The organism is Halobacillus shinanisalinarum (assembly GCF_022919835.1).
Taxonomy (GTDB): domain Bacteria; phylum Bacillota; class Bacilli; order Bacillales; family Halobacillaceae; genus Halobacillus_A; species Halobacillus_A shinanisalinarum.
In genome coordinates this window covers 3,955,854-3,967,655 of sequence record NZ_CP095074.1, presented here as the reverse complement: position 1 = coordinate 3,967,655, position 11,802 = coordinate 3,955,854, and the positions used below count along the sequence as shown (strand labels likewise).

Annotated in this window: 14 protein-coding genes; 6 read left to right on the top strand and 8 right to left on the bottom strand. The window is 40.5% G+C overall.

What is annotated here, in order from left to right; all coding sequences use genetic code 11:
• Positions 1-90: 90 nt before the first annotated feature.
• The gene (locus MUO14_RS19600; RefSeq protein ID WP_244752233.1) at positions 91-1,386 is read left to right on the top strand and encodes a glutamate-1-semialdehyde 2,1-aminomutase; all 1,296 of its coding nucleotides are present in this window, start codon (positions 91-93) and stop codon (positions 1,384-1,386) included.
• Between the two features lie 128 nt (positions 1,387-1,514).
• The gene (locus MUO14_RS19595) at positions 1,515-2,582 is read left to right on the top strand and encodes an FUSC family protein (RefSeq protein WP_244752232.1); all 1,068 of its coding nucleotides are present in this window, start codon (positions 1,515-1,517) and stop codon (positions 2,580-2,582) included.
• Positions 2,583-2,771: 189 nt separating this feature from the next.
• On the opposite strand, the gene MUO14_RS19590 is transcribed toward MUO14_RS19595, so the two are convergent.
• From MUO14_RS19590 to mutY, 5 genes are all read right to left on the bottom strand, one after another.
• Positions 2,772-4,544 carry an ABC transporter ATP-binding protein gene (locus MUO14_RS19590; RefSeq protein ID WP_244752231.1) on the bottom strand — a complete coding sequence of 591 codons (1,773 nt, stop codon included), beginning with the start codon at positions 4,542-4,544 and terminating at the stop codon, positions 2,772-2,774.
• A gap of 61 nt (positions 4,545-4,605) precedes the next feature.
• Positions 4,606-5,133 carry a nucleoside tri-diphosphate phosphatase gene (ntdP, locus tag MUO14_RS19585; RefSeq protein ID WP_244752230.1) on the bottom strand — a complete coding sequence of 176 codons (528 nt, stop codon included), beginning with the start codon at positions 5,131-5,133 and terminating at the stop codon, positions 4,606-4,608.
• A 299-nt stretch (positions 5,134-5,432) separates the two neighbouring features.
• Positions 5,433-5,615 carry a gamma-type small acid-soluble spore protein gene (locus MUO14_RS19580; RefSeq protein ID WP_244752229.1) on the bottom strand — a complete coding sequence of 61 codons (183 nt, stop codon included), beginning with the start codon at positions 5,613-5,615 and terminating at the stop codon, positions 5,433-5,435.
• Positions 5,616-5,774: 159 nt separating this feature from the next.
• The gene (locus MUO14_RS19575) at positions 5,775-6,806 is read right to left on the bottom strand and encodes a C40 family peptidase (RefSeq protein ID WP_244752228.1); all 1,032 of its coding nucleotides are present in this window, start codon (positions 6,804-6,806) and stop codon (positions 5,775-5,777) included.
• A gap of 441 nt (positions 6,807-7,247) precedes the next feature.
• Positions 7,248-8,333 carry an A/G-specific adenine glycosylase gene (gene mutY, locus MUO14_RS19570; protein WP_244752227.1) on the bottom strand — a complete coding sequence of 362 codons (1,086 nt, stop codon included), beginning with the start codon at positions 8,331-8,333 and terminating at the stop codon, positions 7,248-7,250.
• Positions 8,334-8,392: 59 nt separating this feature from the next.
• Here mutY and MUO14_RS19565 point away from each other — a divergent pair, with 59 nt between their 5' ends.
• Positions 8,393-9,403 carry a metal-dependent hydrolase gene (locus tag MUO14_RS19565; RefSeq protein ID WP_244752226.1) on the top strand — a complete coding sequence of 337 codons (1,011 nt, stop codon included), beginning with the start codon at positions 8,393-8,395 and terminating at the stop codon, positions 9,401-9,403.
• Between the two features lie 37 nt (positions 9,404-9,440).
• Here the strand turns inward: MUO14_RS19565 and MUO14_RS19560 are convergent, their stop codons facing one another.
• Complete coding sequence (locus tag MUO14_RS19560; protein WP_244752225.1) at positions 9,441-9,707, bottom strand: YfhJ family protein; 267 nt, start codon at positions 9,705-9,707, stop codon at positions 9,441-9,443.
• Positions 9,708-9,827: 120 nt separating this feature from the next.
• Between MUO14_RS19560 and sspK the strand changes: the two genes are divergently transcribed.
• Complete coding sequence (sspK, locus tag MUO14_RS19555) at positions 9,828-9,992, top strand: small, acid-soluble spore protein K (RefSeq protein WP_255822135.1); 165 nt, start codon at positions 9,828-9,830, stop codon at positions 9,990-9,992.
• A 1-nt stretch (position 9,993) separates the two neighbouring features.
• Entirely contained in the window at positions 9,994-10,125 is a 132-nt protein-coding gene (locus tag MUO14_RS24875) for a YpzG family protein (RefSeq protein ID WP_396265726.1), read from the top strand.
• A 46-nt stretch (positions 10,126-10,171) separates the two neighbouring features.
• Here the strand turns inward: MUO14_RS24875 and MUO14_RS19550 are convergent, their stop codons facing one another.
• The gene (locus tag MUO14_RS19550; RefSeq protein ID WP_244752224.1) at positions 10,172-10,504 is read right to left on the bottom strand and encodes a YfhH family protein; all 333 of its coding nucleotides are present in this window, start codon (positions 10,502-10,504) and stop codon (positions 10,172-10,174) included.
• A 197-nt stretch (positions 10,505-10,701) separates the two neighbouring features.
• Between MUO14_RS19550 and MUO14_RS19545 the strand changes: the two genes are divergently transcribed.
• The gene (locus MUO14_RS19545; RefSeq protein ID WP_244752223.1) at positions 10,702-11,361 is read left to right on the top strand and encodes an SDR family NAD(P)-dependent oxidoreductase; all 660 of its coding nucleotides are present in this window, start codon (positions 10,702-10,704) and stop codon (positions 11,359-11,361) included.
• Between the two features lie 171 nt (positions 11,362-11,532).
• On the opposite strand, the gene MUO14_RS19540 is transcribed toward MUO14_RS19545, so the two are convergent.
• Entirely contained in the window at positions 11,533-11,799 is a 267-nt protein-coding gene (locus tag MUO14_RS19540; RefSeq protein ID WP_244752222.1) for a phosphocarrier protein HPr, read from the bottom strand.
• Between the last annotated feature and the right edge of the window lie 3 nt (positions 11,800-11,802).

Below are 11,802 nucleotides of genomic sequence, written 5' to 3'. Positions count from 1 at the left end.
GATGACCTGAGGTGGCTTTCTTTTCCTTTCATGCTTTTGTTTTAAGCGTGATACAATGTGGATGGATTGAATGAATTGGAGGGAAAGATCATGAATTTTACTAAATCTGAACAACTTTATGAAGAAGCCAAGCAACATATTGTAGGGGGAGTCAACTCTCCCTCTCGTGCGTATAAAGGTGTCGGCGGTGGGACTCCTGTCTACATGGACCATGCTGAAGGTGCTTATTTTTATGATGTCGATGGACAAAAATACATCGATTACCTGGGTGCATACGGACCAATCATTACTGGACATGCTCATCCACACATTACGGAAGCCATTACAAACGCCGCGAAGAGTGGTGTATTATACGGCACCCCGACAGTTCTTGAAAATACCTTCGCCAAGATGCTCAAGGATGCTATCCCATCATTAGATAAAGTTCGTTTCGTTAACTCAGGAACAGAAGCGGTCATGACGACAATCCGTGTCGCCCGCGCCTACACCGGCCGCAACAAAATCATTAAGTTTGCCGGTTGCTACCACGGCCATTCTGACTTAGTGTTAGTAGCTGCTGGCTCAGGTCCATCTACACTTGGTACTCCTGACTCTGCTGGTGTCCCCGCTTCTATTGCCGAGGATGTCATTACTGTACCCTTTAATGATATCGAACCTTTTAAAGAAGCACTCGAACGCTATGGCGACCAAATAGCTGGTGTACTTGTCGAGCCAATCGTAGGTAACTTTGGTATCGTTGAACCAAAACCCGGATTCTTAAAAGAGGTAAACGAACTCACCCATCAGGCCGGTGCTTTAGTCATTTATGATGAAGTCATTACCGCCTTCCGTTTTACATATGGAAGTGCCCAGCAGATCGTTGATGTTGAACCCGATATGACTGCGATGGGAAAAATTATTGGCGGCGGCTTACCAATCGGTGCTTACGGCGGACGTGCTGATATTATGGAACAAGTCGCTCCCTTAGGCCCTGCCTACCAAGCAGGTACAATGGCAGGGAATCCCGCCTCCATGTCTGCCGGAATCGCTTGTCTTGAAGTTCTGCAACAAGAAAGTGTATATGAAGAAATGGATAGGCTGGGGGCACTATTAGAAGAAGGGATTCAACAACATGCGCACGCTAACGATATCCAAATAACGATCAATCGATTAAAAGGTGCACTGACCGTCTATTTCACCGATCAGAAAGTCGAGAATTATGAGCAAGCAGAGCAAACGAACGGAGACCAATTTGCACGGTTCTTCAAGCTCATGCTTGACCAGGGAATTAACTTAGCCCCTTCAAAATATGAAGCATGGTTTCTAACAACAGCTCATACAGAAGAAGACATTAACGAAACTCTTAAAGCCGTCAAACATACATTTGAAACGATGGCACAAGAGTGACCAGTGTTAATCGCCTGTTCGATTAACACTGGTCATGAACGGGTACGATAGTAAAAATATCTCTTTCATATAATGAAAACTATGGTATATAATGATTTAGATTAAGCAAAGGTTAGGATGATTGTACAATGAAATTAGGCGCACGAATGATGAAAACAGGATTAGCTGTAGCAGTAGCCTTGTATGTGGCTGAATTGCTTGGCTTCGTCTCCCCACTTCTAGCGGCTATTGCAGCATTGTTTTCTATCCAGCCCTCCATTTATAGATCTTACCAATCGATCGTAGAGCAAGTACAAGGAAATTTAATTGGAGCGGCAGTAGCGATTATAGCTGTGTTCACCCTGGGAAACGATCCATTTGTTGTGGCCTTCGCGATTATTATTGTTATTGGTCTCACCATGAACTTAAAAATGAACGAAAGTACCATTTCATTAGCAGCCGTGGCTGTTGTTGCCCTTATGGATTCCACAGACCTAACCTTTATCTACTTTGCTGGTTCTCGTTTGAGTTCATTATTACTGGGGATCTTAGCCGCGTTTATTGTCAACCTTGTCTTTGTGCCTCCACATTATGAAACAAGACTTTTCACCAGAATTGATGCGATGACCACGGATATTCTGCAATGGCTGCGAGTAACAACAAGACAACTCTCAGATGAACCAGCATTAAAATATGAAATTACCCGAATCCAGGATAACTTCCGCTGGATCGATCACACCTACTTGTTATACTCCGAAGAGCGGACCTATTTTAAAGGAAAGCGGTTTGCTAAAGGAAGGAAACTTGTATTATTCAGACAACTTATCACGACAACTAAGAAATCCTTTGATGTATTAAAGGCCTTTTATCGACTTGATCATCGAATTGAACAAATTCCAAGTGAATTCCAGGATTCCTTAGTCAACGAATTAGACAAACTAATTAACGCACATGAAAAAATCGTCCTCAGCTTAAAAGGACGAATAAAACAGACACATAAACGATCCTTGAGAAAAATTGAAGAACCAGACATTCCCTTACTAGTAGATCAGTTGATGAAGGTTTATGAAGAAAATCACAATCCTGACAAACTTATCTTTCTTCCTTTAGCCTCACAACTAATGGAATATCACTACCAACTTGAAAAATTCAAACGCTTATTAAAAAGTTATGATAAACACCGCCATTACAACTATATTCAAACATCTGAAAAGTAAAAGAAAAGGAGGCCGTCCAATGGCCTCCTTTTCTTCACTTTTACGCACAATCCTCTTCGCATTTCTTAAATTGTCTAGCTGTGAGGGACAGACTTTCGCGACATAAGCAGTTCACTTTCGGAAAGGTAGAGCGCTGTCCTGCAGCGCTCTGTTTATGCAATTCAGGTCTAAACGTCCCTCTCCGCTTTTCTAAGTCCCCATATATTCAGTTTTATGATCATCAAGTTGCTGCACTTGGTAAAGATCATAGTAATGACCTTTCTGATTCATTAATTCCTTGTGAGAGCCAACTTCGACAATTTCGCCATTCTCTATATGCACTATACGATCAGCATGAGTAATCGTTGCCAGGCGGTGAGCTACAATGAATGTTGTACGATCAGATGCCAAACGTTCAAGCGCCATTTGAATTAAACTTTCACTTTCCAAATCCAACGCTGAAGTGGCCTCATCCAGTACCAATAACGGTGGGTTCTTAAGAAACACCCTCGCGATAGCGACACGCTGCTTCTGGCCCCCCGATAGCTTGACGCCACGCTCCCCGACTAAAGTATCGTAACCGTGTGGCAAATTCATAATGAAGTCATGTGCATTAGCAGCCTTAGCCGCTTCAATCATTTCTTCTTCTGTAGCTTCAGGGTCCCCCATTTTGATGTTCATCGCAATGGATTCACTAAAGAGAATGTTATCTTGAAGAACCATCCCGACTTTGTCACGTAATGAGCGGGCCTGCACATCACGAATATCTTTCTCATCAATTAATATTTGACCTCCTGATACATCATAAAAACGAGGAATCAGACTAATCAACGTCGACTTACCGCCTCCACTCATACCGACAAAAGCGATGGTTTCACCCTTTTTGATCTGAAGATTTACATCATTTAAAACTACTGGCTCATCTTCACCATAGCTAAATGTAACATCCTTAAACGTAACGTCGCCATGGACATGGTCTAACCGCTTCGCATTCTCTTTATCAACAATGTCGTATTTTGCGTCAAGGAATTCAAATACCCGGTCCATGGAAGCTATCGATTGGGTTAATACCGTTGCTGAGTTAACCAAACGTCTTAGTGGATTATAGACGCGATCCATATACCCTACAAACGCTACCATTGTTCCTACAGTTAGTGCACCTGTAATAACTTGGTATCCGGCAAAAGTGATAACGAGCAATGGCGCTAGGTCAGTAATCGTATTGGTAACTGAATACGTATAGGCATTCCAATTTGTGTGTTTGATTGCTTTATCTAAGAAATTCGAATTTCGAACATCAAATTGTTTATGCTCATGGTTCTCAAGGGCAAAGCTTCGAATAACGGGTACCCCTTGCACACGCTCATGAAGATGTCCCTGAACTTCCGCTAGTGCTTGTGAACGGTCTCGAGTGAGCCTCCTTAGAGTAGCGTAAAAGTATTTTACCGCAAACCCATAGAAAGGGAACAATGCAATAGAGACAAGCGTCAGCCAAGGATCAAGAGTAAGCATAATAATTATAGCAATAACTATGGTAAACATATCTAACCAAATGTTCATTAATCCTGTAATAACAAACGTTTTTGTCTGTTCCACATCATGAATGACACGAGAAATGATTTCACCGGTTTTCGTTTGTGAATAAAATCGTAAACTTAGCTTCTGTATGTGATCAAATAACTTATCCCTTACATCATATAAAACTTTATTTCCGATCCATTGTGCCAAATATTGGCGAATGTATTCAATCGGCGGACGTAGAATGAGAAACACAAAAAATGCACCTCCCATAAGGAGAAGCAGTTGATCAATTTTCTCTGATTGAGCTACTGATTCTGCATTAATGATGTCATCAATAACATATTTGATAATTAATGGCATTAAAAGTGGAATAGAAAATTTTACAACCCCGATGAGAACGGTCAAAATGATTTTCCCTTTATAGGGTTTAACAAATTGTAAATATCGTTTAATACTATCCAAAACACATCACCTAATTTCCTTCACCATAATAAAGCGCACCGTAATAGTGCGCAAAAATAATTTAACGATAAGTTAAGTAACGTTCATACCATTGATCTATAAATTCAGGTGAGAACGGACCTTTCCGCTGTCTTACCCAACGAACCAGTGTATCGACGTTATTGTATAAGATCCTGTCCAAAACATGGGGATAATTCATCTGACGTTTGTGCAGATCATATTCATCTTCATCAAGCAGTTTAAAGGTCATATCAGGAAACACTTTTACATCAAGGTCGTAATCAATATATTTGATCACCTCATCCTCATAAATGAACGGCGAACTAATATTACAATAATAGTATACCCCGTCATTCCTGAGCATACCGATTACATTAAACCAATGCCTGGAGTGGAAATAACAAATGGCAGGTTCACGTGTAATCCATATTCGCCCATCACTTTCCTTTACCTTCGTTCGATCATTGGCACCAATGATTACATTTCTTGTACCTTTAAGTATGGTCGTACTTTCCCAAACTCGATGTAATTGACCATTATGTTTATAACTTTGAATTTCAATCCGTTTACCAGAGGCCGGGCCGGGCATAATTCATCTCCCCTTCCCTAATAATGTCCCGTATCACACCTTTTATCTATTATAACGACAATTGGTAATGAATGAAAACAATTGGGTTTAAAGAATAAAAGCGCAAGCGGCCCGGTAGATACAACAAGGAGAAGTTCGACTAAGAACGGGGCGAAGAGGAAGATCGGCTAAAACCAAAAAGTCCTATTTCAACGTTGCACATCCTGTGGGGTCCAAAAAAGAAGCCGCCCACATGGGCGGCTTCTTGGGAGTTTGATACAGGCTAACTAGCGGCCTGAGCAAGCTAAATCCGTCTCAGATTACTTTTTCTTAGCCTGAGATTGTTGATTTTGCTTACGTACTTTTTGTGCCTCAGTTTGCTCTGCTCCAAATTCAGTACCAAATTGACCCTGACCTTGGGCAGCTTGTTGGTTTTGCTGTTTAACATGTTGTGCATCAGTACCAGCTGCTTGCTTACCTGCTTGTTTAGGTTGTTTAGCCATCATAATCACCTCCGCAAAAATTATTGTGCGCAGGTTTTATAATTTCATTCGTGCTTTTCCACATTTTTTTCATTCTTTATTGGAAAATAAATAAGCGTAAATGGAATATAACTAAAAGAACGCCTCGTAAAAGGCGTTCTTTGAAAGAAATAATCATTATTAGAAGCGCTTTGCGCCAATGTAACGTGGGCTCCAGTATGGGTTAGAAAGTGAACTGATTTCTACACCGCGAGAAGACCCAGCGTGGATGAATTGATTCCCACCAACATAAATTCCTGCGTGAGAAGCACCAGGCTTGTATGTTTCAAAGAAAACAATATCCCCTACTTGCAGATTAGAAACACTTTCTAAACGGTTATCCGCATAAATGGAAGCTACTGTTCGAGGAGTGTTGATTCCCTCTTTTCCAAATACGTACTGTAGGAAGCCGCTGCAATCAAAACCTGCCGGTGACTCTCCACCCCATTGGTATGGTGTACCTAGATGTTTTTTAGCTTCCGCAATTAATCCAGAGTTTGAAACCTGAGTAGGTTGGGTATTAGAAGAAGTATCAACTTTATCCGTAAGTGCTGAACCCTTTAAGCTAAGTTTTTGACCAACGTAAATGAGGTGGCCTGAAATGTTATTCCAACTTTTCAGTGAAGAAACACCTACACCGAAACGTGAACCAATCCCCGATAATGTATCTCCAGATTTTACTGTGTATGTTTTAACGTTTGCACTGGCAGTAGATTCCCTTGAAGAACTTGAATGATTATTGGAAGAACTAGTTGAGTTGCTTGTACCATTAATCGACAATTGATCACCTGTGATGATTAATGAAGAACTCAAGTTGTTCCAATCCATTAAGTTTCTAACGGACACGTTATATTTGCTAGCAATCTTTGATAGAGAATCTCCGCTCTTAATTGTATATGTACTAGTATTTGAGCTTGTGTTGCTTGAAGTTGCTTCGTTGGAAGAAGAACCATCTCTAGTTACAACCAGCGACTGACCAACATATATGATATGACTATTAATGTTATTCCATGACTTAAGTTCTGATACAGAAGAACCGTATTGATTACTAAGCTCCCAAAGTGTATCGCCAGATTCTACTTTATGTGATTCATCAGCAAAAACTGTAGTCCCCCAAAGTGATGCCCCGACTAAAGTTCCACCAACAGCAGTTGCTAAACGTTTTTTATTCATCGTAAAACCCTCTCTGTAATTTACTCTGTAACCTATTATTCATAAATATGTTTTAGTTGTAAATAGCCTGAAACATGAATAATAGACTAGTAATCTATCATACCCTTTGATATGACAAGCTTCACCATGTTTCGTTACATTTAAATTACAGTTTTGTTACACAAACGCATATATAGTCACTTTTTCCCGTTTAACACTGTAGTTTAGGCATGAAATAGGCTGAAAGAGGCATAATAGTAGGAGAGGGAAATGTAATATAATTAGCTAGATCGAAGGCTGCCGAATACGTTAGTTTTGGAATCATAAAAAGTTCGGATCCTGGTGTTTCAACTTGCAAATTTTCACCCTAAAAAAAAGTAAATAAAAATAAAGTTTCACAGTGAAATGAGTCACCGCAAAACTTTATCAAATAAGAAGATACGCTCTTTTCAAAAAGTAAAATCAAAGTAAATGCATGTGGATTTTCTGATGGGATACAGGGTATGGAAACGTCTCAAGGTTATCTTTTGATACAAATCGCGCATTTTGTCGATCAAGTTTCCCTTCGACAATAGTAGCCTTCACTACTTCCATCTCCCATATTAGGTGGGAAAAGACATGCTTCACATTATCTACAGTTGATTCCAGCTCAATTTTTAGCCCATATTCACCAAAAAACCAATATTTTATGTCTTGTTTATCTACATCTGCCAAAGGGACCATTGGATATTGCCACATAGAGGCTAAAAGACCTTCACTCGACCTCTGTTCAATGAGTACCTCCCCCTCCTGATTTTCAATAACAAGGGCTAAATAAGGCACCTTTTTCTGTTTCTTCTTCGATGATTTAATGGGGAGTTCTTCTTCAATTCCCTTAGCAAAAGCATGACAATGGTCTTGTACTGGGCATAATAAACAAGAAGGTGATTTAGGCGTACACACCAACGCCCCAAGTTCCATTAATCCTTGATTGAATGCAGACGGATTCTCAACTGAAATAATTTCATTAGTAAGAGCTTCGAATAGTTTACGCGTACTCGCTTTAGCAATATCATCCTCAATGTGAAGGATTCGAGATAAAACACGCATGACATTCCCATCAACTGCAGGTTCTGGTTGATCGTAGGCAATACTTAAGATCGCTCCTAATGTATAAGGACCGACGCCTTTTAATTTCTTCAGTTGCTGCTTGTCGTATGGTACGACCCCTTCGTAACTTTGAACAACTTCACGAACAGCGTTTTGCAAATTGCGCGCTCGGGAATAGTAACCTAAGCCCTCCCATGCCTTTAATACAGATTGTTCATCTGCTACGGCTAAATCGTAAGGGGTGGGAAAAAGGGCCATAAAATGATTAAAATAAGGAATGACTGTATCAACACGTGTCTGTTGGAGCATAATTTCTGATACCCAGACACGATAAGGATCTTGATTTTCTCTCCAAGGCAGTGTTCGTTGCTCTTTTGTAAACCAATTAATCAATTGATTCTTGAATGGTTCTTGATTGAAATGTTCTACTATTTGAGGGATTCTTTCTTCTACTTTCATTCTAGATCATCCTTCGTGATACACTATAGATTGTCGCCCTTGCCAAAGGAGGTAGCTTTATGGACACTGGCACACACGTTGTTATGGGAGTTGCATTAGGCGGATTAGCTACATTGGACCCTGCTGTTCAAGCTGATCCAATGCTGTTTAATGCCGTTTTAGTGGGTACCCTTGCAGGCTCTCAGGCACCGGATTTTGACACAATTCTCAAACTTAAAAATAACGCTGTTTATATTCGCCATCACCGTGGCATTACTCATTCGATCCCTGCAGTTATCTTATGGGGATTAAGCATTCCTTTTCTTATACATTTATTCGCACCTGAGGTAAGCTTTTTGCACCTTTGGCTATGGACATTTTTAGCTGTTATTCTTCACGTTTTTGTTGACGTGTTTAATGCTTACGGGACCCAAGCCTATCGTCCCTTTACAAAAAGGTGGGTCGCTTATGGATTTATTAACACATTCGATCCCTACATTTTCATTATGCACTTAGCAGGTATTGTAGCATGGAACCTAGGAGCAGACCCAGGATATACATGGCTGATCATTTATTTCGTCATTGCCATCTACTATGTTAAACGATATTACGAAAAACGTGAACTCATTAAAATCGTTCATAAATATTTTGAAAATGTAGAACAAATAGCTACTTCTCCAACGCTTAAGCAAAATGTATGGCGTATTGCTATTACTACATCAACGAATTATTACGTAGGCCGCGCTGTAAATGGCCAGATTACCATCCAGGATGAATTTGTGAACAAGAGGATTGATTATGAGGATCCGGTGGTTCAAAAAGCATTAACTGATCATAATATAAAAGCCTTTCTATCTTTTTCACCTGTGTATCGTTATGACATTAACTATTTTGATGAATTTACAGAAGTCCGCTTCACTGATTTACGTTATCGTTCAAAGGGCCGTTACCCGTTTGTCGCCCTTGTCCAAATAGACGATGAACACGGGGAAGAATTTGAAGAACTTAAAATATTAAATTCTTATACAGGCTGGGTTTTCACGGAGGAAAAACTACAAAATAAGCTTTCCGTTGTTCCCGATTCAAAATGAAAAGAAATCCGCGCTAACTATATATAGCGCGGATTTCTTACTGTGTAGGACCTTTCTTCTTTAAAAGCTCCTTATATTTAGGGTTCGTTGCCACAAAGTCGTGCAACCTTGGCCCATAATTTTCAATCCACCTTAATACAATTTGCTCTGTCATTTGTTTCCCTTTATATTCCCTGCCAGCTTTGGCGTGTGTCGCTTCAAAGTCCTCCCATAGTAGTTCAACCCAAACCCTAGCTTCATCAATCGTCAAACGGTCATTCTTATGATATAAGTGTTCAGCTAGCCGCTGAAAAGTATCATCCATTTCTATATTCACCTCTAAAAGTGGCAAAGTTTTCATTGTCATTGTAGCACATAGGGAGAACATTTGTAACACATACTAAGCTTGTTCACACACTGATGTGAACAATAGGAGGAATGACAATTGCGTAACAAAGCAAAAGGATTTCCAAATAAAAAGATGACAAGTGCCCCAGAGGATCAAAGTGAATATTTAGCCTTAAGACCCGATGGCAGCATTAACTCTAACCCCCAAAAGAGAGCAATGCACTCAAGGGAACGCGAAGTAAATCAAGGAGGGAAATATTAAAATGGCTCACAATAAGAGCAAGAATCATTTCCCTAGGCGAGGTACGAAGCACTTAAGAGACAGGGTAAACGGCGAAACTGAACAAACGCAGTCCGAACGCATTACAGAAGTTCAAATGCGTAAAAGAAGCTAAGTAAAAAACCTGTGCACCACATTCGGTGCACAGGTTTTAAATGATATTATTTTCTCACTCCAAGCATTGAGATAGGAAGTGCCTCCTCTTCATCTCCGGCACGTTCACCCTGTTTATCCTTGCGGTAGCCCCATGCAAATACACCATTCATATACTCAATATAAAACGTGTGTGCTGGATCGCCTTCTATCTCATAAACTTCGGTGGCATTAAATTGGCTTGGATCTATCATATACGACTTAGCCATGATTATCTTACGCTCATGGACGGCGTATTCATTCACCATGCCTAATTGCTCAGCTTTAAGCGCTTTTTCCTTAAGTTCTGCCACCTCAGCTCTTAGTTCCTCGTAACTAAAGTCACTATATCTTCGTTCCATATTGACTCTCCTTTTTTATATCTAGCGCGCTCTTATATTGTCGACCTGTAAGCCCACCCCTATCGACATAAATCAATCACTGCTACTCCGCTTACTTATGGGGACGGAGGTAAACGGCTTTTCCGCTTTGCTATTTACATTTTATCAGTCTTTGGTCACAATAGAAACGGTAACTATCTTTTTCGGGGGGATCAGGAATGAAGAACGTTTTAATTACCGGGGCGGGGACAGGGCTTGGACGAGCGCTAGCTCATCAATATTCCAAAAGTGGCTATCGCGTATACTTATCCGGTCGTACTGAACGTAAGCTGCTCATTGTAAAAAAAGAAATCCGCCAGGCGGGCGGGGAAGCAGAAGTATTGATCTGCGATGTTACCGAACCAGCTTCAGTAACTGAAGCTGTAAAACAATTTGAACAGCTTGATGTACTTATAAACAATGCAGGAGTGGGAATTTTTAAAGATGTAGGATCGTATTCAGAAGCGGACATCAACAAAATGTTCAACACGAATGTGAAAGGCACGATCCTTATGACTAAGCAAGCCAGCCAGGTACTTAAACAATCTAATGGGCGGGTTCTTAATATTATTTCCACCGCAGGTTTAAGAGGTAAAACGAATGAAAGTGTCTATTGTGCTTCAAAATTTGCTGTACGCGGCTTCACAGAGAGCCTTCACAAAGAATGGGAGCAAGAGTCAATGTCAGCAACAGCAGTTTATATGGGTGGCATGAACACTCCTTTTTGGGCTGACAGCACACATGTCACGGCACCAGAGAAGTTAAAAGGACCTGAAGAGGTAGCTGAACAAATTTTTCAAGAAGACGATGGACGACTAGAAATCATTATAGATAAGTAAAAACCAGCCGCTCCCAATTGGGAGCGGCTGGTTTTTACTGTATCGAACGAATCACAATGATAATTGCACGAAACGAAAGCATAATTGCACAGGTTGGGAAGATAATTATATATTTTCCGATTTCAAAACGAAATAAAAAGACTGGTCACGACGACCAGTCTTTTTCACAGCTTATTCTCCAAGTTTCTCTTCTTTTACTTTTGCCACAACGGCTTCAACAGCTTCCGCTTCATCTGAACCTTCAGCTGTAAACTTCACTTCCGCACCATTAGGAATACCTAGTGACATTACGCCCATAATGGACTTCATGTTTACCGACTTGCCCTTATACTCGATATTGACGTCTGCTTCATATTGCCCGGCAATTTGGACTAACGCCGTTGCTGGACGTGCATGAAGCCCGTCCGCTGATGTAATCGTTATCGTTTGTTCTGTCATAAA

Bases quoted from the DNA above. Each gene is read 5' to 3' on its own strand.
- ntdP (WP_244752230.1), bottom strand. From the start codon at position 5,133: ATGCCCGGCCCGGCCTCTGGTAAACGGATTGAAATTCAAAGTTATAAA.
- MUO14_RS19550 (WP_244752224.1), bottom strand. From the start codon at position 10,504: ATGGAACGAAGATATAGTGACTTTAGTTACGAGGAACTAAGAGCTGAG.
- MUO14_RS19600 (WP_244752233.1), top strand. From the start codon at position 91: ATGAATTTTACTAAATCTGAACAACTTTATGAAGAAGCCAAGCAACAT.
- MUO14_RS19575 (WP_244752228.1), bottom strand. From the start codon at position 6,806: ATGAATAAAAAACGTTTAGCAACTGCTGTTGGTGGAACTTTAGTCGGG.
- MUO14_RS19540 (WP_244752222.1), bottom strand. From the start codon at position 11,799: ATGACAGAACAAACGATAACGATTACATCAGCGGACGGGCTTCATGCA.
- MUO14_RS19580 (WP_244752229.1), bottom strand. From the start codon at position 5,615: ATGGCTAAACAACCTAAACAAGCAGGTAAGCAAGCAGCTGGTACTGAT.
- MUO14_RS19595 (WP_244752232.1), top strand. From the start codon at position 1,515: ATGAAATTAGGCGCACGAATGATGAAAACAGGATTAGCTGTAGCAGTA.
- MUO14_RS24875 (WP_396265726.1), top strand. From the start codon at position 9,994: ATGGCTCACAATAAGAGCAAGAATCATTTCCCTAGGCGAGGTACGAAG.
- MUO14_RS19545 (WP_244752223.1), top strand. From the start codon at position 10,702: ATGAAGAACGTTTTAATTACCGGGGCGGGGACAGGGCTTGGACGAGCG.
- MUO14_RS19565 (WP_244752226.1), top strand. From the start codon at position 8,393: ATGGACACTGGCACACACGTTGTTATGGGAGTTGCATTAGGCGGATTA.
- MUO14_RS19560 (WP_244752225.1), bottom strand. From the start codon at position 9,707: ATGGATGATACTTTTCAGCGGCTAGCTGAACACTTATATCATAAGAAT.
- mutY (WP_244752227.1), bottom strand. From the start codon at position 8,333: ATGAAAGTAGAAGAAAGAATCCCTCAAATAGTAGAACATTTCAATCAA.